General features: G+C 60.6%; 24 protein-coding genes. 20 read left to right on the top strand and 4 right to left on the bottom strand.

Translation table 11 applies throughout. The features are described 5' to 3' along the window. The 5 genes from DT594_RS12525 (at position 1) to DT594_RS12505 (ending at position 4,833) form a co-directional block, all read left to right on the top strand. Positions 1 to 927, top strand: a complete 927-nt coding sequence (locus DT594_RS12525; protein WP_149332972.1) for an ABC transporter permease — start codon at positions 1 to 3, stop codon at positions 925 to 927. Positions 928 to 978: 51 nt separating this feature from the next. Next, positions 979 to 1,731, top strand: a complete 753-nt coding sequence (locus DT594_RS12520; protein WP_149332971.1) for an outer membrane protein OmpK — start codon at positions 979 to 981, stop codon at positions 1,729 to 1,731. Between the two features lie 60 nt (positions 1,732 to 1,791). After that, on the top strand, positions 1,792 to 2,439 hold the full coding sequence (locus tag DT594_RS12515) for a TetR/AcrR family transcriptional regulator (protein ID WP_218574526.1): 648 nt from the start codon (positions 1,792 to 1,794) through the stop codon (positions 2,437 to 2,439). An 81-nt stretch (positions 2,440 to 2,520) separates the two neighbouring features. Continuing rightward, complete coding sequence (locus tag DT594_RS12510) at positions 2,521 to 3,867, top strand: amidohydrolase family protein (RefSeq protein ID WP_149332969.1); 1,347 nt, start codon at positions 2,521 to 2,523, stop codon at positions 3,865 to 3,867. Between the two features lie 15 nt (positions 3,868 to 3,882). Further along, positions 3,883 to 4,833, top strand: a complete 951-nt coding sequence (locus DT594_RS12505) for an isopenicillin N synthase family dioxygenase (protein WP_149332968.1) — start codon at positions 3,883 to 3,885, stop codon at positions 4,831 to 4,833. A gap of 49 nt (positions 4,834 to 4,882) precedes the next feature. On the opposite strand, the gene DT594_RS12500 is transcribed toward DT594_RS12505, so the two are convergent. Beyond that, on the bottom strand, positions 4,883 to 6,250 hold the full coding sequence (locus DT594_RS12500; protein ID WP_149332967.1) for an 8-oxoguanine deaminase: 1,368 nt from the start codon (positions 6,248 to 6,250) through the stop codon (positions 4,883 to 4,885). A gap of 380 nt (positions 6,251 to 6,630) precedes the next feature. Between DT594_RS12500 and DT594_RS12495 the strand changes: the two genes are divergently transcribed. Continuing rightward, entirely contained in the window at positions 6,631 to 7,572 is a 942-nt protein-coding gene (locus DT594_RS12495) for an isopenicillin N synthase family dioxygenase (protein ID WP_149332966.1), read from the top strand. Positions 7,573 to 7,597: 25 nt separating this feature from the next. Continuing rightward, positions 7,598 to 8,587, top strand: a complete 990-nt coding sequence (locus DT594_RS12490) for an ABC transporter substrate-binding protein (protein ID WP_218574512.1) — start codon at positions 7,598 to 7,600, stop codon at positions 8,585 to 8,587. Between the two features lie 50 nt (positions 8,588 to 8,637). Here DT594_RS12490 and DT594_RS12485 read toward each other — a convergent pair whose 3' ends face one another. Beyond that, positions 8,638 to 9,402: an alpha/beta fold hydrolase gene (locus DT594_RS12485; protein WP_149332964.1), complete on the bottom strand. Its 765-nt coding sequence runs from the start codon at positions 9,400 to 9,402 to the stop codon at positions 8,638 to 8,640. Further along, positions 9,395 to 10,360 (bottom strand): isopenicillin N synthase family dioxygenase, encoded by a 966-nt coding sequence (locus DT594_RS12480; protein ID WP_149332963.1) that lies wholly within the window; start codon positions 10,358 to 10,360, stop codon positions 9,395 to 9,397. Before DT594_RS12480 ends, DT594_RS12485 begins: the two co-directional genes overlap by 8 nt. A gap of 124 nt (positions 10,361 to 10,484) precedes the next feature. On the opposite strand from DT594_RS12480, the gene wrbA reads away from it, so the two are divergent. The 9 genes from wrbA to DT594_RS12435 all read left to right on the top strand — a co-directional run bounded on the left by wrbA (position 10,485) and on the right by DT594_RS12435 (position 18,450). Further along, positions 10,485 to 11,138: an NAD(P)H:quinone oxidoreductase gene (gene wrbA / locus DT594_RS12475; protein ID WP_149332962.1), complete on the top strand. Its 654-nt coding sequence runs from the start codon at positions 10,485 to 10,487 to the stop codon at positions 11,136 to 11,138. Between the two features lie 191 nt (positions 11,139 to 11,329). Further along, the gene (locus tag DT594_RS12470) at positions 11,330 to 12,370 is read left to right on the top strand and encodes an ABC transporter substrate-binding protein (protein WP_178091517.1); all 1,041 of its coding nucleotides are present in this window, start codon (positions 11,330 to 11,332) and stop codon (positions 12,368 to 12,370) included. Between the two features lie 93 nt (positions 12,371 to 12,463). Continuing rightward, complete coding sequence (locus DT594_RS12465) at positions 12,464 to 13,342, top strand: ABC transporter ATP-binding protein (protein WP_246164630.1); 879 nt, start codon at positions 12,464 to 12,466, stop codon at positions 13,340 to 13,342. Beyond that, positions 13,342 to 14,145, top strand: a complete 804-nt coding sequence (locus tag DT594_RS12460; protein ID WP_149332961.1) for an ABC transporter permease — start codon at positions 13,342 to 13,344, stop codon at positions 14,143 to 14,145. The genes DT594_RS12465 and DT594_RS12460 overlap by 1 nt, the downstream gene beginning before the upstream one ends. A 1-nt stretch (position 14,146) precedes the next feature. Beyond that, entirely contained in the window at positions 14,147 to 15,103 is a 957-nt protein-coding gene (locus tag DT594_RS12455; protein ID WP_149332960.1) for a DMT family transporter, read from the top strand. A gap of 271 nt (positions 15,104 to 15,374) precedes the next feature. Then, on the top strand, positions 15,375 to 16,370 hold the full coding sequence (locus DT594_RS12450; RefSeq protein WP_149332959.1) for an ABC transporter substrate-binding protein: 996 nt from the start codon (positions 15,375 to 15,377) through the stop codon (positions 16,368 to 16,370). Between the two features lies 1 nt (position 16,371). Then, complete coding sequence (locus DT594_RS12445; RefSeq protein ID WP_149332958.1) at positions 16,372 to 17,175, top strand: ABC transporter ATP-binding protein; 804 nt, start codon at positions 16,372 to 16,374, stop codon at positions 17,173 to 17,175. A gap of 7 nt (positions 17,176 to 17,182) precedes the next feature. Beyond that, complete coding sequence (locus tag DT594_RS12440; RefSeq protein WP_149332957.1) at positions 17,183 to 17,944, top strand: ABC transporter permease; 762 nt, start codon at positions 17,183 to 17,185, stop codon at positions 17,942 to 17,944. 29 nt (positions 17,945 to 17,973) lie between these two features. Next, positions 17,974 to 18,450 (top strand): nucleoside deaminase, encoded by a 477-nt coding sequence (locus tag DT594_RS12435; protein WP_218574511.1) that lies wholly within the window; start codon positions 17,974 to 17,976, stop codon positions 18,448 to 18,450. Positions 18,451 to 18,468: 18 nt separating this feature from the next. On the opposite strand, the gene DT594_RS12430 is transcribed toward DT594_RS12435, so the two are convergent. Then, entirely contained in the window at positions 18,469 to 19,452 is a 984-nt protein-coding gene (locus DT594_RS12430; protein WP_149332956.1) for an AraC family transcriptional regulator, read from the bottom strand. A gap of 448 nt (positions 19,453 to 19,900) precedes the next feature. Here DT594_RS12430 and DT594_RS12425 point away from each other — a divergent pair, with 448 nt between their 5' ends. The 4 genes from DT594_RS12425 to DT594_RS12410 are packed head-to-tail and all read left to right on the top strand — an operon-like array spanning position 19,901 to position 23,911. Beyond that, entirely contained in the window at positions 19,901 to 21,229 is a 1,329-nt protein-coding gene (locus DT594_RS12425; protein WP_149332955.1) for a flavin-containing monooxygenase, read from the top strand. Then, the gene (locus DT594_RS12420) at positions 21,226 to 22,119 is read left to right on the top strand and encodes a bile acid:sodium symporter family protein (protein ID WP_149332954.1); all 894 of its coding nucleotides are present in this window, start codon (positions 21,226 to 21,228) and stop codon (positions 22,117 to 22,119) included. The genes DT594_RS12425 and DT594_RS12420 overlap by 4 nt, the downstream gene beginning before the upstream one ends. Continuing rightward, positions 22,112 to 23,041 (top strand): SDR family oxidoreductase, encoded by a 930-nt coding sequence (locus DT594_RS12415; protein WP_149332953.1) that lies wholly within the window; start codon positions 22,112 to 22,114, stop codon positions 23,039 to 23,041. Before DT594_RS12420 ends, DT594_RS12415 begins: the two co-directional genes overlap by 8 nt. A 57-nt stretch (positions 23,042 to 23,098) precedes the next feature. Next, positions 23,099 to 23,911 carry an SDR family oxidoreductase gene (locus DT594_RS12410; protein WP_149332952.1) on the top strand — a complete coding sequence of 271 codons (813 nt, stop codon included), beginning with the start codon at positions 23,099 to 23,101 and terminating at the stop codon, positions 23,909 to 23,911. Positions 23,912 to 23,943: the final 32 nt, after the last annotated feature.

Below are 23,943 nucleotides of genomic sequence, written 5' to 3'. Positions count from 1 at the left end.
ATGGATACGCTGCTGATCACCAATATACTCGCCGCTACCGTTATCGCCGGCACACCGCTACTGCTGGTGGCGCTGGGTGAACTGGTCTGCGAGCGCTCTGGGGTCCTCAACCTGGGCCAGGAAGGCATGATGCTGATGGGCGCGGTCATGGGTTTTATCGCCGCCGTGACCAGCGGCAGCCTGGCAGTCGGGGTTCTCGCTGCGATCGCTGCCGGCATTCTGATGTCGATGCTGTTCGCACTGATGGCCGTCACCCTGGCCGCCAATCAATACGCGGCCGGTCTGGCGCTGACCATCTTCGGAACCGGTTTGAGCGCCTTTATTGGCAGCGGCCACGTCGGTAGTTCGATCTCGGGCTTCCCCAAAATTGCCATTCCCTACCTGTCCGAGATTCCCGTGCTCGGCACCGTGCTGTTCCGCCAGGACCTGCTGGTCTACCTGTCGCTGCTGCTGTTCGTGCTGGTGTTCGTATTCCTGCGCTACAGCCGGGGAGGGCTGATCGTGCGAGCCGTGGGTGAATCCCCAGAGGCGGCCAATGCCAATGGCATGCGGGTGCTGGCGGTGCGTTACCTGGCGGTGGCCTTTGGCGGCGGCATGGCCGGTCTCGCTGGCGCCTATCTGTCGCTGGCCTACACCCCGATGTGGACCGAAAACATGACCTCGGGGCGTGGCTGGATTGCGCTGGCGCTGGTGGTCTTCGCGACCTGGAAGCCGGAACGGGTGCTGCTTGGCGCCTATCTGTTCGGCGCCGCGAGCATTCTGCATCTGGTCCTCCAGGGGCTCGGCTGGCGCAGCTCGACCGAGCTGCTGGCGATGCTGCCTTACCTGGTCACCATCGTCGTGCTGGTGCTGCTGTCGTGGAATCCCACGCGGACGCAACTGAATACCCCTTTATCAATCGGCCAACCTTATAGGCCGAGCAAGTGACTTGAACACCCATATGCCAAACCAAAACTAAATCACATCTAGGAAACGACCATGACGACATTGCGCAAAACCCTTATGGCAGTCTGCATCGCAGCCTCTTTCGCTCCCGCAGCTCACGCCGAGAAATTCTTCTCTGATTCGAGTATCTCTGTGCTCTACAGCGATGACTACGAGGCTTTCGGCCCGCAGAAGCGTACCGATACCTACTTCACTTTCGAAAATGCTACTGGGCACAACTGGGGCAGCACCTTCTTCTTCGTCGACCGTAACCAGGGCCACGGTAAAGATGCCGACTCCGACGACCTGTACGGCGAATTCGCGCCGAACATCAGCCTCGGCTGGCTGACCGGCAACGACCTGAGCGACGGCCTGATCAAGGACGTCACCCTGTCCGGCCAGTACGAAATGGGCGGCGGTACCGACGTCAACAACCTGATGCTGGGTATGGGTCTGGACTGGAACATCCCCGGCCTGCAGTTCTTTGGCACCCGCGTTTACCACGTCAACAACAGCGAAACCGATAATGACTACCAGTTGACCGTAGTCTGGGGCGCACCCATGGAATTCGGTCCTACCCGCATTCTGTTCGACGGTTATATCGACTGGTCTTCCGCCGCCGATGACCACGAGTCCGACTTCCACTTCAACCCGCAATTGAAGCTGGATATCGGTAACTACTTCGGCAGCCCGAGCGTTCTTTATGCGGGTATCGAGTACTCGTACTGGAACAACAAGTACGGTCTGGATGAAGACGTGATGGATACCGAAAGCGCTGTCAGTGCCCTGGTTAAATTTCACTTTTGATCAAGTCAGGGAGTTCGGCTAATGTCGAACTCCCTACCGCGTAGAAGTGACGACAACGGCATGACCACCAAGACCCGATCCAAGACCTACCGACCCGGACGTATTCGCGAGCGTAATCGCGAAATCATTCTGGCTGCGGCGGAGCAGGAATTCGCCCAGCACGGTTTTCGCGGTGCCACGATCCAGGATATTGCCGAGCGCGCAGAGCTGCCGAAATCCAACGTGCTGTATTACTTCAGCAACAAGAAGGAAATCTACGGCGCCATGTTTGACGACATCCTGTCGCGCTGGAATGCGGTGTTTACCTCAGTCTCACCGGAGGACGATCCGGCCAAGGCACTGACGGCATTCATCCGCACCAAGGTCGAGCTGTCCCGCACTCACCCGCTGGCTTCGCGGCTGTTCGCCATGGAAATCATCCAGGGCGCGCCCTTTCTGATGGACCATTTGCGCGGCACCATGCGTGACTGGGTCAGGGGCCGAGCCATGGTTATCCAGCAATGGATAGACGAGGGGCGCATGGCCCAGGTGGATCCGGTGCAGTTGATCTTCCTGATCTGGTCATCGACTCAGCATTACGCCGACTTCCAGGTGCAGATTCTGATGGTGGAGAACAAGGCCGAATATGAAAAGCAGGACTTCGATCATGCGGCCGAGTTTCTTACCGGGGTGATTCTGCGTGGTTGCGGTCTGGACGTTCCCACATGACAACACGCGCCTGATTATCCAACCGCTGAGCCGCGACAGACTCGCACTCTTCGGCGAAGTCATGGCCCAGAGGTAAAACCGTTGAACCGCTTCGCCATTCGCAATGCCGCACTTTTTACCGTGGATCCGCACAACCGGGTCATCGCCAATGGCATCCTGATCGTCGAAGATGGGCGTATCCGTGCATTGGGCGAGGCAAGTGACATAACCGTACCGGACGGTTACCCGATTATTGACGCCGAGGGGCACGCGTTGCTGCCCGGCCTGATTGACTGCCACTCGCATACGAGCCTGATGCGTGGCGTCACCGAAAACATGCAGCTGATGGACTGGCTGCCGTACTACCAGCTTGAACACCGCGCGCTTACCGAAGAATACGCCTACCACTCCGCACGGCTGTGTTATCTGGAAGCGCTGAAAAGCGGCACCACCTGCGTCATGGATATGTATCGCTTCATGCACCGCTGCGCCGACGCCGCCGGCGAGATCGGCCTGCGGGTGAATCTCGCGCCCTATGTGGCCGATGCGCCGGGAAAGGACTTCTTCGCTACCCGCGCGGAGAATCGCGCGCTGATTCACAGCCACCACGGCAGCCAGAACGGCCGCATTCAGGTATGGATGGGCCTTGAGCACCTGTTCTATTGCACCGCCGATGCCTACGCCGAAGCCTTGCAGTGCCAGCGCGATTACGGCGTCGGCATCCATACCCATGCCTGCGAGCAGCGTGAGGAAGACCAGGCTGTCGAGGAGCATTTTGGCCGCCGCTCGATCGCGCAACTGGACCACTACGGAATTCTCGGTGAGCGTACCCTGCTGGCCCATTGCGTCTGGTTGAATGATGAGGAAATCAAACGTCTGGCCGACGCCGGCACAGCCATTGCCCACTGCCCGATCAGCAACGCCAAACTGGCCAGCGGCGTGGCACGGGTACCTGAGATGCTCGCGGCCGGGCTGACTGTCGGCCTGGGTACCGACGGCCCGGTGTGCAACAACAGCCTGAGCCTTTTCGAGGAGATGAAATTTTCCTCGTTGATTCAGAAAGCCACCCGCCTGGACGCCACCGTGCTGCCGGCCGAGCAGATGCTGCGCATGGCGACCATCAACGGCGCCCGCGCATTGGGTCTGGAGCGCGACATCGGCTCGCTGGAAGTAGGCAAGCGCGCCGACCTGCTGTTGCTTGATCTGAAGACACCAAACATGACCCCGGCCGAAATCACTCCCCAGGGCGGCAATGTGTTGTGGAATCTGGTATTTGCCGCGGGCAGCCAGAACGTCGCCAGTGTCTGGGTCGATGGCCGGCAACTGATCGCCGATGGCCACGCTACCCAAGTCAATGAAGCCGAAGTGCTGAGCCAGGCACAGGCGCAAGGTCTGCGGCTGTTTCAGCAATGCCGCGATATCGCCCACTTACGTACCCGCATGCTCTAGGCAGAGGAGTTCAGCATGAAGACCCTACCCATCATTTCCGTCGCCGGCCTGCGCAGTCAGAATCCCGAGGAGCGCGCGCTGGTAGCCCATCAATTGGGCGTCGCCTGCCGTGAAGTGGGCTTTTTCTATGTCATCGATCACGGTATTGATCCCGAGCTGATAAAACACAGCTTCAATAATGCCAAGCGCTTTTTCGCGCTGCCGTTGGCCGACAAACAACGCCTGTCGATCAAGCTGTCACCGCATAACCGCGGCTACGTGGCCATGGCCGATGAAAAGCTCAACCCCGCATCCGGCGCCGACATGAAGGAAGCCTTCAATATCGGCACCGACTTTGCGGCCGATCACCCGGACGTGCTCGCCGGCAAGCCGTTCCGGGGCGTGAACTTCTGGCCCGAGGTGCCACGCTGGCGGGAAGAGATGCTCGCCTATTTGGACGCCTGCCTGGACCTCGGCCGGCTGATCCATCGCGGCTTCAGCATTGATCTGGGACTGGCCGAAGACTACTTTGATGCGCACCTGAGCATGCCCATCGCCACCCTGCGCATGTTGCGCTACCCGGCCAGTGCCGGCCATTCGCAACGCGAGGACGGCGGCGCCGGCGCGCATACCGACTACGGCAATGTCACCCTGCTGGCGACCGATCAGGTGGCCGGGCTGCAAGTGGCCAACCGCCAGGGACAATGGATTGAGGCGCCCCACGTGCCGGGTGCCTTCGTGTGTAATATCGGCGACTGCCTGATGCGCTGGAGCAACGATACCTACGTCTCCACGCCCCACCGCGTGCGGCCACCGGAACAGGAACGTTACTCCATGGCGTTTTTTCTCGAGGTGAATCCCGAGTCGATTGTCGATCCACGCGATATCCTGCCGGACCAGCAGCCCAAATACGCGCCGATCAGTTGTTCCGACTACCTGGCTTATCGCCTCAACGCGACTTACGAACACCGCACCCGCGAGCAATAGATTCCAGCCCGCAGCACCGCAAGGCGCTGCGGGCTGCGGGCTGCGAGACCTAGCGCCCCTGCAACAACTCCATGGCCAGGCGATTATGCTCCTCGATAATCAAGGGCACTTCGCGGGTCAATAGCTGCCCGTCTTCGATCACCTGCCGCCCGTTGATAAAACTGTGCGCTACCCGTGGCGGCGTGCAGAACACCAGCGCTGCCAACGGATCACTCTGGGCACCGGCCATGCTGATGTCATCGGTACGAAAAGCGATGATATCGGCGCAATAACCCGGTGCGATGCGGCCAATCACATCATCCCGCCCGAGCACCTCGGCGCCGCCACGGGTGGCAATATATAACGCTTCGCGCGCGGTCATGGCACCCGGATTCTGATCTCTTACCCGCGCCGACAGCATCGCCAGGCGCGCTTCATCCAGCAGGTGATTACTGTCATTCGAAGCGCTGCCGTCCACACCCAGCCCGACCTTGACCCCGGCGTCGCGCATCTTGCGGATCGGCGCTATGCCCGAGGCCAGGCGCATATTCGAGCAGGGGCAGTGGGCGACCCCGGTACCGGTGCGCGCGAACAGCGCGATGCCCGGTTCATCCAGATGTACGCAGTGGGCATGCCACACATCCGGGCCGACCCAACCCACCGACTCGGTGTACTCGGTCGGCGTCATGCCGTAGCGCTCCTTGCTGAACGCCAGATCCTTGCTGTTCTCGGCGGTGTGCGTATGCAGGCCCACGCCGTATGAGCGCGCCAGACTCGCCGCTTCGCGCATCAAGTCGGTGGTCACGGTAAAGGGCGAGCAGGGCGCCAGCGCCACGCGAATCATCGCATCCGGGCTGGCGTCATGCAGTTCTTCGACCACCCGCTGCATCTCGCGCAGAATCGCCTGCTCATCCTGTTCAACCAGTGCGTCCGGCGGCAGCCCGCCTTGGCTCTGACCCAGGCTCATCGCGCCACGCGCCGCATGAAAACGCATGCCCATCTCCTGGGCTGCCTGAACGCTGTCATCCAGGCGCGTACCGTTGACGTACAGGTAGGCATGGTCTGCCGCCGTGGTGCAGCCAGACAGCATCAGTTCGGCCATGGCCGTGCGCGTAGCGGCGCGCTGCATCGCCGGAGTGATGTTCTGCCAGACCGGAAACAGTGCGGTCAGCCAGTCAAATAGCTCGGCATCCTGCGCGGCCGGGAGCGCGCGGGTCAGTGACTGGAACATGTGGTGATGCGTATTGATCAGGCCTGGCAGCAGAATATGACCGCTCATATCGATCACCTGGTCAGCCGTATCGGGCATTTGAGCGACCGGGCCCACTGCCTCGATACGGTTGCCGCGGATCAGTATCGACCCTTCGGCAATCTCCCGCTGCTGATCATCCATGGTTGCGATCAGGTGGGCATTTTTGAGTAACAGGGTCTTGCTCATATTCAATTTCCTTGGCCAATTCAACGTATTCAATAACGAAGTGTTCAGTAACGGAGGCTCCTAACCTTGCAGGACTCGGCTCCGCGCCAGTGCGAATGCAAGACCGAGGCCGGCCTGCGGCCAGCGGAAACAGCCATTATTTGGTGCCCCTGACGGATTAGCGGTCCAGGTCAGTGCAGGTGCGCCTCTGAATGACGCAAAAAAGCCCGTATAAAGCCTCTTTCCGGGCATGGCACACCCCTTGCTTTTAAATTCCTGATTATCTGGTCAGGTTATGAGCCACCCGCTTTTGTAGCACAACCGGGGCTAAACCAGGGACCGTTTTCGCAGCGATATTCGCGAGGGCACATGGCCCATTACAGCATCCCGGAGATACACCTATGAGCGAACAAGCACTATCCATTCCGATTATCGACTTTGGCCCTTTTATCCAGGGCGACCCGACTGCCAGACAACAGGTTGCTGCGCAGATGCGCGAAGCCAGCAGCCAGTGGGGGTTCTTCTACCTGGCCAATTGCGGTATGCCGCAAGCCAGTGTCAGCGAGGCTTTTCAGGCCTCAAAGGATTTCTTTGCCTTGCCTGATGAGATCAAGCAATCGGTGGCCTGGCAAAATGCGCAGAGCAACAGAGGCTATGTCGGTGTGCGCCGCGAGCGCCTGGATCCGAGCAAACCGGGTGACCTGAAAGAGGCCTTCAACGCCGCTCCGGAAGATCGCGACGCCAGCGCGGCGCGTAATCTCTGGCCTGCGGATCAGCCCGAATTCCGTGAGCACGTCGAGACTTTCCTGTCGGATTGCATCACCACTGCAGACCGCATTCTGGAGGCCTTCGCGGTCGCACTTGACCAACCGGACAATTTTTTCGTTAACGCGCATGACCTGCACCATCACACCCTGCGGCTGCTGCACTACCCGCCACTGCCAGAGGGCTTTATCGCCGAGCAGGGGGAGAGTCGCGCCGGTGCGCATACCGATTACGGCAGCATCACTTTGCTGTTCCAAGACGACGCCGGCGGGCTGGAAGTCTGCACTCGCCAGGGTGAATGGGTCCAGGCCACACCGATTCCGGGCACGGTGGTGATCAACACCGGCGACCTGATGCACCGCTGGACCAACCATGTGTTCTGCTCAACCCCGCATCGGGTCAACGTGCCCAAGGCCGCGATGCACCGCCACCGCTACTCGATCGCGTTTTTCTGTCACCCGAACAAGAACGCCAATATCGAATGTATCGACAGCTGCACCGACGCCAGCAATCCGGTGCGCTACCCACCAATTTCCGCAGGGGAACACCTCCTGCAACGCCTGAATGCCACCTACTGAAAACATCAACCCAGGAGTTTCAACCATGCACAACAAGAGCCGACTCGCCCTTGCCCTGACACTGGGATTGGGCCTTACCAGCCTGACCGCCAGTGCCGACGAACTGACCCCCGTGACCGTTATCACCACCTGGTACGCCCAGGCTGAGCACGGGGGGCTGTATGCCGCCAAGGCCATGGGCATCTACGAAGAACATGGCCTGGACGTGACCATCCGCATGGGTGGTCCGCAGGTCAATAACGTGCAGTTGCTGATGGGCGGCAAGAGTGATTTCAGCATGGGCTACGCGCTGCAATCACTGAACGCAGTCCAGCAGGATATTCCGCTGGTTACCGTCGCCGCGTTCTTCCAGAAGGATCCACAATCGCTGGTCGCCCATAGCGGAGTGGGCAACGACTCGTTGGAGGATTTGAAGGGCAAGGGCCTGCGCATTCCAACCGCCGGCCGCGTGGCTTACTGGCCGTGGCTGAAAGCCGAATACGGCTTTACCGATGATCAACTGCGAGCCTATGACTACAGCTTTGGCCCCTTCATCGCCGACGAACAGGCGGTGCAACAGGGCTATGTCACCAACGATGGCTACTTCCTTGCCAAGGAAGGCGTTGAAGCCCAGAGCCTGCTGCTGGCCGATTACGGCTGGAATGCCTATTCCGCAACGCTGGACACCACTCAGAAGCTGATTGAAGAGAATCCAGAGCTGGTACAGAACATGGTCGCCGCCACGGCCAAGGGCTGGGCCGCCTACTTTGAGGATCCGGCACCGGCCAACGCGCTGATCAAGGAGGACAACCCGGAGATGGCAGATGATCTGCTGGCTTACAGCAAGGACAAGATGCAGGAAGAAGGCATGCTGCTCTCAGGTGACGCCGCCGATGGTCAGTACGGCATCATGACCCGTGAGCGCTGGGAGCTGTTCTTCAAGGACATGGTCAAGGCCGGCACCCTGCCGGAAGATCTGGACTGGGAAAAAGCCTTCGATCTGCGCTTTGTTGACGCGCTCTACACAGAAGAATAATCGCGGTTAAACCGACAACCCACCGCGCCGTCGAGCGCGGTGGGTTGTTTTCATTCTTTCAGGGCATGCCGCGAGGCGAACGCCGCTATCAATTCGGCCAGTACATCGGGCGCTGATGCCTGAGGCACGTGGCCGGTATCCAAACTCACTACCTCTGCCCCCGGCACCAACGCCTGCATGCGGCGCTGCGCGGTCAGGACCACCGAGCGATCCTGCAAGGCCTCGACATACAATCGCGGCAAGCGCCCGAAACGCTCCTGCGTCCAGACCGGCACCAGCGTGCGCGTCCCTTCAGGCTGCAAGGAGAAGCGCTCGGCCGCAGCCAGAGCCGGATCATCCGGCAGATCCTGTAGAAATATTTCGCGTATCGCCTCAACCGGCACCCAGGAGGCGCTGCGGTCAGCGGACCATTGCAGGTAAGGACCAATGCCGGAAGCGGCCGGTTCACTCTTGACCAGTTCAGCGACCAGCTCGGCAAAGCCGCTGCCGGAGGGCAGCATCATGCCGGCAATATAGATCACCCCAACCACCCGCTCCGCCATCAGCTCGGCCACCTGGGTAACGATGGCGCCACCACCGGAATGCCCGACCAGCATGATTGGCGCGTCGATCTCGGCGCAGCAATCCAGCACATGCTCAACGCAGCCCTGCAGCGAGAGCTTTTCTGGGGCCGCTGGGTGCTGGGGCGAGCCCGGCATATCCGGCGTCAGCACCGCATACCCCTGTGCCTGCAGCAACGGCGTCAGTTGCGCCCACACCCAACTGCCAGCCCAGGCCCCGTGGATCAATACCAGCGTCGGTCTGCGTTCAGACATAGGTCCTCCGGTACATCTCCTTCAGATGCTCGCCCACTGTGGTCGGCGGATATTTCGCGCTTTCGCCAGGGGCCAAACAGGCCGGCAGGCAGCGCACCTGGTGATTCAGCGCACCACTGTAGAAGAACGGCACCGAATAGCGCTCGGTACCCGAGGTATTGACCACGCGGTGCAGGGTCGAGCGATAGCGATCATTGGTCCAGCGCGCGATCATGTCGCCCAGATTGACTACAAAGGTGCCGGGAATCGGCGCTGCATCCAGCCAGCGATCACCTGTCGCATCCCAGACCTGCAGCCCGGGCTTGTCATCCAGCAACAGGATGGTGATCCCGCCGAAATCGGTATGCGCGCCGCAGCCCTTTTCACCCGGCAGCGGTTTGGCTGGCTGCGGCGGGTAGTGCAGCAGACGCAGCGTAGCCAAGGGCTGTTCGCAGAAATCGGCGAAAAAGTCCTCCGGCAGATCCAGCGACAGGGCGAGACCCGCCATGATCCGCTCGCTCAGCGCCAGCATGGCCTCGAAGTAACTGTCCATCGCCGTGCGAAAGCCGGGCAACGCGGGTGGCCACTGATTCGGCCCCAGATTGAAGCCGCCGGCCAGCACCCGAGGATCGTCTTCCGGCAATTCCTCGCCAATATAGAAACCCTCCTTCAGGTCCGGCGGCGCGCCGGGCTCCAGGGTTTGCCCGCCCAGCGTTTCATAGCCGCGGTTGGCCGCGGAGCTGGCCTTGTCAACCTTCTGCTTTTCCGCCACCGGCTGGTCGAAAAACGCCCGCGATTCGGCGAACACCAGGTCGATCAACGGGTCCGGAATGCCGTGCCCGGAAATGTAGAAAAAACCGGTATGCAGACAGGCATCGCGCAACTGCCGACCGGTCTCCAGCTTGTCTGCCTGCACGTCGCCGCGCAGCGCTGACAGATCAATCACCGGCAGCGCCGAGGGCGCATCAGTTACCAGCATGATTTTGTGCCTCCAATAAATTCATGTCCGAACGGTCAGTTATTCACGATATATGCCAGTTCATGGCATGCGGGTTGCAAAACCACTCTACAGGCAAATTCATCTGGATTAACTGGAGCAGTTAATGACCTCACACATCACCGTGATCGTGGACTCGCGCTACGGCAGTACCCTGACCCTGGCGAAAAAAATTGCGGAGGGCGCGCGGGAAGAGGGTGCCGAAGTGCGCCTTTGTCGGGTGGCACTGAGTGAACCGGAGTTCAGCGTCGACCCCTCACGGGTCGACTTTATCGCCGCGCAAACGGAGTTCCGCGACCTGCCACAGGCCTGCGCGGAAGATCTGGAATGGGCTACCGGTATCATCTGGGGTTCGCCCACTCGTTATGGCCTGATGAGCACGCCACTGCGCGCCTTTATCGACGAGATCGCCCCGCTGTGGCGCCAGGGCGCGCTGATTGGAAAGGTTGGCGCCGCTTTCACCTCTACCGGCGGCATGCACTCGGGCAATGAAATGACTCTGATGTCGCTGCTGATGCCCTTCATGCAACACGGCATGATCATTGTCGGCGTGCCCCACAGCGTGCCGGAACTGGTCCACACCCGCAGCGGCGGTTCGCCCTATGGCGCTTCAGTGGTCACCGGCTTCGACGGCCGCCTGGGAGTCGATCCGCACGAGCTGGCGATCGGCTACGCGCTGGGTGCCCGGGTGGCACGTATCGCCGGGCAGGTGATTCCGGAACCGGCTTCGGTTGAACTGGCTGCACAGGCCGCCCGCTAGCATCTGGCTGTTATAACTGTGTTCACTTGAGGTGCAAAACGCCGAAGACCGATGCAATCCGGTGCATAAATTTACTGACCAAATGATCAGGAAATAGAAAACAAGCGCTTTCAGCCTTATGGCACGGTGCTTGCTCTACTCCAAATATTGATTAACTGGTCAGCTAATTTAAATCATGCGGAGTAAGTCTAATGCGTTATGGAAAAAAACCGGCAGTTGCTGCCGCAACAGGTGCGGCTAACAACAAAAGCGCTCTGTCACTCATGGCAGGTCTGCTGCTGACTGGCGTCGCAGTGGCGCCCGGCGTGTCTGCCGAGGAACTGGACAAGATCGTATTCGGCACCAACTGGTACGCCCAGGCCGAACATGGCGGTTTCTATCAGGCCAAGGCCACGGGTATCTACGAAAAACACGGCCTGAATGTGTCCATTCAGATGGGCGGGCCACAGGTTAACGGCATGCAGTTGCTGGTGGCCGGGCGTCGCGATTTCTCCATGGGTTATCCCATCGGCAACGTCAAGGCCAGGGAAGAAGGTCTGCCGGTGCAAACGGTCGCCGCAGCCTTTCAGGGTGATCCGCAGTCGCTGATCGCGCACCCCAACGTCACATCCATCGAACAGATCAAGGAAGAGAACCTGCCGGTGTATCTGGCCGCCTTCGCCCACACTACCTTCTGGCCCTGGCTGAAGGCCGAATATGGTTTTACCGATGACGTGACCCGCCCCTATACCTTCAGCGTGGCGCCGTTCATGGCTGATCCGAAGATCGTCCAGCAGGGTTACCTGTCTTCCGAACCTTACGCAATCAAGCAGGGCGGCATCGAGCCCTCGGTCTTCCTGCTGGCTGATCATGGCTACCCCGCCTATGCCACTACCATCGAAACCACAGACAAGATGATCGAGGAAAACCCCGATCTGGTCCGCCGTTTTGTGCAGGCGAGCATGGAAGGCTGGGCCAGCTATTTTGCCGATCCGGCGCCGGGTAACGAGCTGATCAAGCAGGAAAACCCGCAAATGACCGACGCTCAGATTGCCTACGGCATCGACAAGATGAAGGAGCATGGCCTGGTCACCGGCGGTGATGCCGAGACCGGCGGTATCGGCGTGATGACCGATGAGCGCTGGAAGGCCCTGCATGACTTCATGCTGGAAGCCGAGCTGGTATCTGCCGACCTGGATATCAAGGACGTTTACACCCTGGACTTTCTGCCCGCAGAACCGGTGCTCAAGTAAGGGCCACGCTCAAACCTCCCTGTTTTCAGCCAGCCTGAGTCTATCTATCGAGTGGGTGACCCTGCGCCAGCAGGTCACCCCAGGAGCCACAGCATGAATGCTTCACCCATCACGCCGGGTAACTCCGCCATGTCCCCGGCACCGGCGCCCGGCACGCCAGCCGATGCCACCCAGACCAGCCGTCCGGTGCTGCAGGTCAGCGACGTCAACAAGATCTACGCCAACGGCACCGTGGCGCTCAAGGGCGCTGATCTCACCGTACGCCAGGGCGAATTTGTCAGCCTGCTCGGGCCTTCGGGCTGCGGCAAAAGCACCTTGCTGCGGATCATGGCCGGGCTCGGCGATGTGACCAGCGGTACCGTCAACTGGTGGGAACATGACTACAACGTGATCGGCGACAAGGGTCGCAAACTGGCATTCGTGTTCCAGAACGCCACGCTGATGCCCTGGGCCCGCGTGCGCAAGAATGTGCGCTTGCCGCTGGATCTGGAGGGCGACAACAGCCCCGAGATCGAAGGCCGCATTGACCGCGCACTGGAAATGGTCGGCCTGACCGGCTTCGATAATGCCTTCCCGCGCGAGCTGTCCGGCGGTATGCAAATGCGCGCCTCGATTGCCCGGGCGATGATCACCGAACCCAACCTGCTGCTGATGGACGAACCCTTTGGCGCACTCGACGAAATGACCCGCAACAAGCTCAACGACGACGTACTCAAGCTCTGGCAGAAGAACGGCTGGACCATCGTCTTTGTCACCCACAGCGTCTATGAAGCGGTATATCTGTCCAGCCGCGTGGTGGTGATGGCCGCACGGCCCGGGCGCATAGTCGAGGATATCCGTATCGACGAACCCTACCCGCGCAGTGCTGATTTTCGCGTGTCATCCGAATTCGCCGGCTATTGTCGTCAGGTCTCGCAGGCACTCGAACGTGCTAGCGCCATGGGTGCGTCAGCACCCCAGGAGGCTCACTGATGGGCACGCCACTGATCCAGAACGAAAACTTCGTCAAGATTGCCGCGCCATTAGTCGTCGGCGTACTGTTTTTACTGCTCTGGGAAGGGGCAGTAGTCGCCATGGAGGTGCCGCGCTACATTCTGCCCGGGCCCTCGGCGATTTTTGATTCGCTGGTTACCGATTGGCGGCCGCTGCTGGCGGCGCTGATGATCACACTGAAAGTCACCTTCATGGCCTTTGCCATCTCCGTGATACTCGGCGTGGCCGCATCGCTGCTGTTCGTACAGAGCAAGTGGATCGAGCTGAGCCTGTTTCCCTACGCGGTGCTGATGCAGGTCACGCCCGTGGTGGCCATCGCGCCGCTGATCATTATCTGGATTGACGACACCACCTGGGCGCTGACTGTTTGCGCGGTGATCATTGCCATCTTCCCGATCATCTCCAACACCACCCTGGGCTTGCGCAGCGTGGATCCGAATCTGCTGAGCATGTTCCGCATGTACCGCAGCAGCCGCTGGCAGGAGCTGATTCGCCTGCGTATTCCCGGCGCGTTGCCGTATTTCTTCGGCGGGCTACGCATCAGCAGCGGTCTGGCGTTGATTGGCGCGGTGGTCGCAGAGTTTGTCGCCGGTACCGGCGGAGCCAAGGCGGGTCTGGCCTACATGATTCTGCAGTCGGGCTATAACCTGCAGATTCCGCGCATGTTCGCCGCTCTGGCACTGATTACCCTGACCGGCATCGCGCTCTTCGCGCTGATGGTCTGGCTGTCAGACCGGGCGCTGCGCAACTGGCATGAAAGTGCACTGAAAGTGGAGCACTAAAGTGCGCGTCAGCCGCCCCGCAACACCGCAATACGCCTGGGGTCTGGGTTACCTGTTGCTGGCGGCCACCGCACTGGGCTGGGGGCTTAATTTTCCAATCCTCAAGCTGGGTCTGGAAAACAGCCCGCCACTGCTGTTCACCAGCCTGCGCATGGCACTCGGCACGGTGACGATGTTCCTGATCGCCGCAGCCATGGGCATATTGCGCTGGCCAGCGCGGGGCGACTGGCCGGTGCTGTTTTCGGTCGGCGTGCTGCAGAACATGGCGTTTATCTCGCTGGTCACCCTCGGGCTGCAATTCCTGCCTGCGGGTCGTGCGGCGATTCTGGCCTATACCACGCCGATCTGGGTGGTGCCGGCAGCAGCGCTGTTCCTTGGCGAGCGCTTTACCCGGCCCCGAGCCATCGGCGTCGGGCTGGGCATGACCGGCCTGTTGGTAGTGCTCAATCCCCTGTCACTGGGCTGGGACAATCCCGACGTGCTATTGGGCGCCGGGCTGATCATGCTCGGCACCCTGGTCTGGACCGCCGGCCTGATCCACGTGCGCCGGCATCATTGGCACGGCGAAGTGCTCGCGCTGATTCCCTGGCAACTGCTGATGTCGGTACTGATACTCACGCCCATCGCGCTGTTGGTAGAAGACCCCGGTGAGATTATCTGGGACACCACCTTTCTCTGGCCACTGCTGTTCAGCGGCACTGTCGCCTCCGGGCTTTGCGTGGCCGCTCAGGTCGCGGCGATCAGATCCCTCCCGGCAGTCAGCTTGTCGCTCAGCTCCGCTTCGGTGCCTGCAGTTGGCCTGCTCTCCGCCGCCTGGTTCCTGGGCGAGCAACCCAGCCAGACTGATATTGTCGGCTTTGTGCTGATTGCCGCCGGCATCCTCGTGGTCGGCTTGGCCGACCGTCGCCAGGCTGTACGGTCCCGCGCCGCAGCTGCAAGCGAATCATCCCCGTCCTGAGTCCGGGCCAGCAGGCCAGCGTACTCGGCCTGCACTCCGCCCGTGCGAGAACCGTCAGGCTGCACCGTTTTCGCGCACATCCCCTGGCGCTGCCATACCGGGAAACCGGCGTGGGAGCGCGACCCGGGGCTTCCGGCCCCTGACTTGCAGGCGAACCCACCAAGACATCGCCAATCACCAGAAGTGGCCCGCATTTTGCTCATCCAATTAAAACCTGCCTAACTGGTCAGGATATTTGACCACTGCTTCACCTATCCCGGAGAAATGAAAAATGTTGAAGAACACGTTCAAGGTTCTGGCGATCACCCTCGCCATCGCAGGCAGTGGTCTGGCCACCGCAGCAGACAAGGTAACTTATCAGCTCGACTGGCTGCCGGGCGGGGACAAGGCACCGGTCTATGTTGGTATCCAGCAGGGCTTTTTTGCCGATGAGGATCTGGAAGTCAGCATCGCCAGCGGTCGCGGTTCCACCGATGCGATCACCAAGATCGCCACCGGCCAGGCCGATCTGGGCAGTGCCGACATCGGCGCATTGATGGCTGCACGGGCCCAGGAAGACGTCCCGGTCAGTGCCATCTACACCATTTTCAACCAGGCACCCCACGCGTTCTTCATGCTCTCGACCAGCGACATCAAGAGCATCACCGATATTCAGGGCAAGAAAGTCGCTACCTCGCCCTTCACTTCATCCAACGCCTTCCTGCCGTTGGTACTGAAGGAAAACGGCATGCCCGAAGACGCCGTGACCCTGACCAAATCCGACCCCGGTGCGCTGGGGCCGATGCTGATCACCGGCAATACCGATGCCATCATCGCCTGGGTCACCAACGTGGCGCTGTTCCAGGATCAGGCCGCCAGTGCCGGGAAGGAAATTCGCGTGCTGCCCTGGTCGGACGCGGGCCTGTCGCTGTACAGCTCAGCCGTGGTCGCCAGCGACAGCTTCCTTGAGGAACGCCCGGATGTTGCCAAGCGCTTCATGAAGGCTTACGCCAAATCGCTGGAGTTCACCATGGCCAATCCTGAAGCGGCCGCCGAAGATCTGCACACCATGGTGCCCGAGGTTGACCCTGCCGTTGCCGTGGGTCAGATCAATGACACCAAGGTACTGATCGACAACGAGATCAGCGCTGCCGACGGCGTCGGTGCCTTGACCCCCGAGCGCGTTGCCAGCACCTGGGAATGGGTGGCCCAGGCCAATGACCTGAGCACCGACTCGCTGGACCCGGAAACCATCATCAACCGCGGCTTCATGCCGGAGTCGAAGTAATATGAGCCAAGCCACCGAGCGCGCTTTCGTTCGGATGGATGGCGTCGGACACCGCTATGATCCGGCGCCAGACAGCCAGATGGCCGTGCGTAATATTGATCTGGAGATCCACCGTCACGAGTTCGTGGCGGTGGTCGGGCCATCCGGCTGCGGCAAGTCGACCTTGCTGCGCATGGTCTCCGGCCTGCTGTTACCCAGCGAAGGTCAGGTCAGCGTATTCGGCAAACCGGTCAGCGGGCCGCGCGACGACGTCGGCATCGTCTTCCAGAAGCCGACCCTGCTGCCCTGGCTGAACGTGCGCAAAAATGTGCTGTTCCCGCTCAAACACAAGTTCGGCCGCTATGGCCGTGCCGACGAGCAGCGCGCCAACGAACTGTTGGCGATGGCCGGCCTGGACGCCTTTGCCGAGAAGATGCCTGATGAATTGTCTGGCGGCATGCAACAGCGGGTCGGCATCGTTCGCGCGCTGCTGCTCAATCCAGACATCTTGTTGATGGACGAACCCTTCTCCGCACTGGATGCCATGACCCGTGAACAGATCGGCTTCGATCTGCTGAAGATCTGGGATGAGCAGCCCAAGACGGTACTGTTCATTACCCACTCCATTTCCGAGGCCGTGCTGCTCTCGGACCGGGTGCTGGTCATGAGCAAACGCCCTGGCAGCGTGCTCGATCTGATCGACATCGACCTGCCACGACCGCGCTCACCTGACACAATCAAACTACCCGAGTTCAGCGCCCTGACGGACCGGATCAGAAAACACATTTACGAACCGGCGGCGGCTGCCCAACCGGGTGCGGCCTGAGGTGGCTATGCGCAAGATGATGATGAATGCCTCACCCTGGCTGTTCTTCGCCGGATTGATTGTGCTCTGGGAAGTGGTTTGCCGGGTATTCGAGCTGCCGGCCTATGTGCTGCCCGCACCCAGTGCGATTGGCGCGGCCTTCTTTGAAGTGGAGATGATCCGCTGGCTGGATCACCTCTGGGCGACCTTGCGTGTGGCGCTAATGGGCTTTGCGCTGTCGATCGTGATCAGCATCCCGCTGGCCATCATCATGATGCGCTCGGAGTTGCTGTCACGCACCCTGTACCCATTACTGGTAGTGGTTCAGGCAACTCCGGTGGTCGCGGTAGCGCCGCTGATCATCGTAATGATGGGCTCGGACGATCCCTCACGCGTGCTGATCACTTGCCTGCTGACGTTCTTCCCGCTGGTGGTGTCTACCGCCACCGGCATCAACGAAACGCCACCGGAACTGATTGAGCTGAGCCGCTCACTGGACGCACCGCTGCGCCGGGAAACCTGGCAGATCCGCATCCCTTACGCCATTCCGCATATTTTCAGCGGGCTGAAAGTGGCGATCACCCTGGCGATTATTGGCGCCGTGGTCGCCGAATTCGTCGCGGCAGAGAAGGGCCTAGGCTACTTCATCCAGTTCTCCACCTCGTTCTTCAAGATTCCCCAGGCCTTTGCCGGGCTGTTCTTCCTCGCCGCTGTCAGCCTGCTGCTGTTCAAGTCGGTGCAGTGGACCCAGCAAATCTTCTTCGCCTGGAGCCTGCCGAAGAAAAAATAAACACCACCCATGAATAACAGGACCACGTTGTGAACCCAACCGAGACTGACATTGCCTTTCTGCGCCAGAGTTTTCGCCTCGCCGAAGAAGCTGGTCGCCAGGGAATCCACCCCTTCGCTGCAATCCTGGTCGATGATCAGGGCCAGGTGCTGATGGAACAGATCAACGCCTTTCTGCCCGACAAGGACATGACCGGCCACGCCGAACGCGTGTTGATGACCCGCGCCAGCACCACCTATCCCGCCGAGCTGCTGGCCCGCTGCACCATGTATACCTCCGCCGAACCCTGCGCCATGTGCGCCGGCGCGGCCTACTGGGCAGGTATTGGTCGAGTAGTGTATGGCGCCAGCGAAAAGCGCTTGAAAGAGCTGACCGGCAATCACCCGGAAAACCCCACGCTCGACCTGCCATGCCGGGTGATCTTCAGTGCCGGCCAGCGCCAGGTAGAAGTGATCGGACCCTTGCTGGAAGAAGAGTCCGCGCAGATGCACGTCGGCTTCTGGTAAGGCTCGCAGGCGGGCGGTTCAATCCCGTCCGCCACCCTGCGCCTTGAAGCGCGCCGGTGTCAGCCCCTGCCACCGGCGAAAGGCGCGCACAAAGGCATTCTCATCGGAAAACCCCAACTGCTCAGCAATCTCCGCCACGCGTTTATCCGCCTGCAAGGCATCACAGGCAATCTGCTGCTGCACGCTCTCACGCAAACTCTTGAATGACAGACCCTCTTCAGCCAGCTTGCGATTCAGGTGGCGGCCGCTCAATTCGAGTTGTTCGGCGATCCGCTCCTTGCCCCAACGTGGATGCGTCCGCACCAGTTGCTGCACCCGAGCGCTCAGGCTGTGCTGGCCCAGCTCGGTCAGCGTCTGATCCGCCAACCGGCGCAGGTGGTCACGCAGGGCACTGTTGGCTTGTATCTGCGGCAGCTCCAGCTGCGCGGCGGCAAAACCCAGATGGTTGCAGGGCGCATTGAAATGGACAGGGCAGCCGAGCAACTGCTCATACTCAGCCAGCGGCGCCAAGGGCGCATGCGCAAACCAGATACCGCTGGGTTGAAAGCGCTCACCGGTGGCCCAGCGCGTCAGTTTCAACATGCTCGCCATCACCGCCTCAACCCGCTCAGATTGCCGCACCGACATGTGTGGCTGATAGTCGATATACACCTGACCTGAATGCCGATGGAGCTGAAACTCGCCGCCGTCACCAATCACCGGTGCGTACTCGATCAACTCTTCCAGCGCTTCGCCCAGGGTATCGCAGGTCACCAGCAGCATGCCGACGCTGTCCAGATGCCCCACCTGAATCTCCAACCCCAGACGCAGCCCCGCCAGCGGATCGCCACTGGCCGTACAAAACGCCTCCCACAATTCATCCTGCCAGCTCAACGGTACCCGCTCGGCGTGTCGCAAGCGTTCGGTCAGATGGGCGGGCAGGGCCAGACCCAGACGCTCGGCGGTCTGCACGATGGCCTGGCCGTAGCGCGGGGTGACACTGTGTTCGGCAGAATCCGTCATGGCCTGAATTGCTGGTCCCTTGTCCCGTTTGGTGCGATACCGCCCGCAGGCGTTCGACTAGACTCAGGATCATAACCTTGCACAAAGATGCAGGGAACGTTGATTGATTGCACAAGGGTCATGAAGAGGGAAATGCTTATTCGCACGGAGCCAGACAAGCGCTGTTGCCCACCCGCTGTTTCAGACCGTCGATGACCAGGGATGGTCATCGCCGAGCGAACAGGGATGTACTTGTAGCGCGTCTGGAACAGCGGGTGGGCAATAGCGCCACCACGCAAACCTGGCAATCAGCATTTCCCGAGAGCCCCATGGATGGCTCGTAGCGTGTCCGCCCCAGGCTATCCGCAATGACGCGGAGACCTCGGAGCAGCCTCAATCAAGGTTCCCAAACGCAGAGCTAGTACATAAAAAAACGAAAGCACAAAAAGAACAACAAGAGGAAACACCCATGTACGCCGTCATTGGAGCTGGCCCGATGGGTCTGGCCGCCGCCCGCAATCTGCAGAAGCAGGGCATCGCCTTTACCGGATTGGAACTGCACAACGACGTGGGCGGGCTGTGGGATATCGATAACCCGCACAGCACCATGTACGACACTGCACACCTGATCTCCTCCAAACGCATGACCGAATTCAGCGAATTCCCCATGCGTGACTCGGTGGCCTTCTACCCGCACCATAGCGAACTGCGCCAATACTTTCGCGACTTCGCCGAGCACTTCAACCTCAAGAACCACTACGAATTTGCTACCCGCGTCATCAGCATGGAGCCCGAAGGAAGCGGCTGGCGGCTAGTCAGTGAATGTAATGGCGAGCAGCAATCGCGGCTGTTTGATGGCGTGCTGATCGCCAACGGCACCCTGCACACGCCGAATATCCCCAAGCTGCCAGGCGAGTTCGCCGGCAAGCTCATGCACTCATCCGAGTACCGTAGCCCCTCCGTCTTCCAGGGCAAACGCGTGCTGATCGTCGGCTGCGGCAACTCCGGTGCCGACATCGCCGTGGATGCCGTGCATCACGCCGCCTCAGTGGATATCAGTCTGCGCCGCGGCTATTACTTCCTGCCCAAATTTCTCAAGGGCCGGCCCATCGACACCCTCGGCGGCAAGTTGAAACTGCCGCGCCCGCTCAAGCAACGCATGGATGCCGCGATGATCCGCATGGTCATCGGCAAGCCTTCCGACTATGGCCTGCCCAATCCCGATTACCGCATGTACGAATCACACCCGGTGGTCAATTCACTGGTACTGCATCACCTCGGCCATGGCGATATCAAACCGCGCCGCGACATCCAGCAGATCGATGGCCATACCGTGACCTTCACCGATGGTGAAAGCGCCGACTATGACCTGATCCTCATGGCCACAGGGTATTTGCTCGACTACCCCTTTATCGACCGCCAGCAGCTGAACTGGCCCGCCGGCCACGACGCCCCGCAGCTGTACATGAACGTCTTCCATCCGCAGTACGACAACCTGTTCATGATGGGCATGATTGAAGCCGCCGGGCTGGGTTGGGAAGGGCGCAACCAGCAGGCCAAACTGGTCGCGCTGTATATCCGCGAACACCAGCAGGGCAGCGCCGCAGCCAAGGCCTTCAAGCAGATCAAGCAGGAGCGGGCAGGGGTCAATCTGGACGGCGGCTACGAGTACATCAAGCTCGCGCGCATGGCCTACTACGTCAACAAGGACGCCTACCTGCAGGCGCTCAAGACGCATATCGATGAACTGGAGGCGCCACCCGCCGAGCCCGCAGCAGCCAAAGCGGCCCACGCATGAGTGGCGCGTTGCCGATCCAGTTCGACCCGGCGAGCCTGATTCTGCTGAACATCATCATGGCCTGCATGATGTTCGGCGTTTCACTCAGCCTGCGGCTGGAGGATTTCAAACGTATCGCGCTGGCGCCGGTCGCACCGCTGGCCGGCCTGTTCGCCCAGTTTCTGCTGCTACCATTGGCCACCTGCCTGTTTACCTGGGCGCTGAAGATCGATGCCGAACTGGCCCTGGGCATGATTCTGGTTGCCTCCTGCCCGGGCGGCAGCTTCTCCAACATCATGACCTGGCTGGGCCGGGGCAATGTCGCTGTCTCGGTGAGCATGACTGCCGTCTCCAGCCTGGCTGCTACCCTGCTGACGCCACTCAACTTCGCTTTTTACGGCTGGCTGAATCCGCACACCCGCGAATACCTGACGCAAATCACCCTGGAGCCGGGCGGCATTCTGCTGCTGGTGCTACTGGTACTGGCGCTGCCACTGGTGCTGGGCATGACCACCGGCCGCAAGTTGCCGGGGCTGGTTGAGCGCAGTGAAAAGCCCCTGCGCATCGCCTCGCTGCTGGTATTTCTGGGCTTTGTCGGCATCGCCTTTTTCAACAACTTTGGCCTGTTTATCGAGCGCTTTCACAGCTTCTTCTGGCTGGTGGTCTTCCACAATCTGCTGGCGCTGTCGCTCGGCTACGGCATGGGGTGGCTGCTGAAACTGCCGGTGCCCGACCGCCGCGCGGTGACCATGGAAGTCGGCATCCAGAACTCCGGCCTGGGTCTGGTGATCCTCTTTACCTTCTTCCCGGAAGCCGGCGGCATGATGCTGATCACCGCGTTCTGGGGCGTCTGGCATCTGGTTTCCGGCCTCACTCTTTCACAAATCTGGGCGCGTACCGCACATGACTAAACGTATTCTGATCACCGGCGCCGCCGGCTATATCGGCCATCAACTGGGCAACCGGCTGGCCGCCCATTACCACGTGATCGGCACCGACATTCGCGCGCGCGATGATCTGGCCTTCCCCGTTCAGGTACTGGATGTGCGCGATCCTGGACTGGCCAGGGTGCTTGAGGAAGAAGGCATCACCCAAGTGGTGCACCTGGCCTCGATTCTCCAGGCCTCGAAGGATCGCGCGCGGGATTTCGACATCGACGTCAACGGCACGCGCAATGTACTGGAATGCTGTATTCAGGCGGGCGTGCAACACCTCACCGTCACCAGCTCCGGCGCCGCCTACGGCTATTACGCTGACAACCCCGAATGGATCGACGAACAGGACGCGATTCGCGGCAATCCCGAGTTTGCCTACTCCGATCACAAACGGCAGATCGAAGAACTGCTTGCCAGCTACCGTCAGCAGCACCCCGAGTTGCAGCAACTGATCTTCCGCCCCGGCACGGTGCTGGGCAAAGACACGCGCAACCAGATTACCGACCTGTTTATGGCGCCGCGCATTCTCGCGCTCAAGGGTAGCGACTCGCCCTTTGTCTTCATCTGGGATGAAGACGTAATCGGCGCGATGGAAATGGGCCTGCGCGAAGACAAGAGCGGCATCTACAACATGGCCGGCGACGGCGCCCTGACCATGGCCGAAATCGCCAAACGCCTGAACAAGCCGCTGCTGACCCTGCCGGTGTGGCTGGTCAAAGCCGGCCTGCAAATCGCCCAGTGGCGCGGCAAACCCACCAGCCCCGCACAGGTCAACTTTCTGCGCTACCGGCCAGTACTGAGCAATCGACGTTTGAAGGAAGAGTTCGGCTACCCGCTGAGCAAAACCTCTGCGGAAACCTTTGAATATTTTGTCGAGTGCAATCGACTGCGACAGTAATCGACCACCCATTCGCACTCCGATCACCTGCAACTGGCGACCAAAGGGAGCCCCTCCATGCGCGTAATTTTGATCACCGGCGCCGCCTCTGGCCTGGGTTGGGCCATGGCCCAACATTGGTTCGCCGCCGGGCATAGCCTGGTACTGGCGGACATCGACGAAAGCGGCCTGAACGCTCGAGCTGCCGAACTGAATAATCCCGAACGGGTGCTGACGGTCACCTGCGATATCACCCGCGCCGCAGATATTCACTTTCTGATCGACGAAACCCAAGCGCGTTTCGGCCAGCTTGATCTGTTGGTCAACAACGCCGGCATTACTCACCGCTCGCCAGCGCACCAGACGGATCCTGCGGTGTTTCGCAAGGTCATGGCAGTGGACTGGCAGGGCCCGGTGGAGTTGACCCTGGCCGCATTGCCGATGCTGCGCGAGTCCACCGGACAGATCATCTGCATTGGCTCCATGGCCGGCTGGATGCCGGTACCCGGCCGCGCCGCGTATTGCGCCGCCAAGGCGGCACTCACGCAATTCTTCGAAGTGCTGCGCCTGGAGCTGGAAGCCGACGGCATTCATATACTGATGGCCTACCCCAGTTTTCTCGATACGCCCATCGAAAACCACGCCCTGGGCAAGGATGGCAACGTTGCCAAACACCCCCGCTCTATGGTCGGCGGCATGCGCAGCGCCCAGTGGATGGCCGAGCTGATCGACACCAGCCTGCAGCAGCGCAAACGCTGGATACTGCCCGAGCCGGTATCACGCTTCGGCGCGCTGCTGTGGCGCATTGCCCCGGCGCTGTACCTGCACCGATACGCAAACGCTTTGCCGGTGAGCTGCGATAAAGCGCCGCAGACAGGCGATTTGATATAACCAGTTGAGATAACATAGGCCGGATGAGAAAA

This window comes from Halopseudomonas laoshanensis (assembly GCF_008365385.1).
Lineage (GTDB): Bacteria > Pseudomonadota > Gammaproteobacteria > Pseudomonadales > Pseudomonadaceae > Halopseudomonas > Halopseudomonas laoshanensis.
The sequence above is the reverse complement of the archived record's forward strand: the minus strand, read 5'-3'. Positions and strand labels throughout refer to the sequence as shown.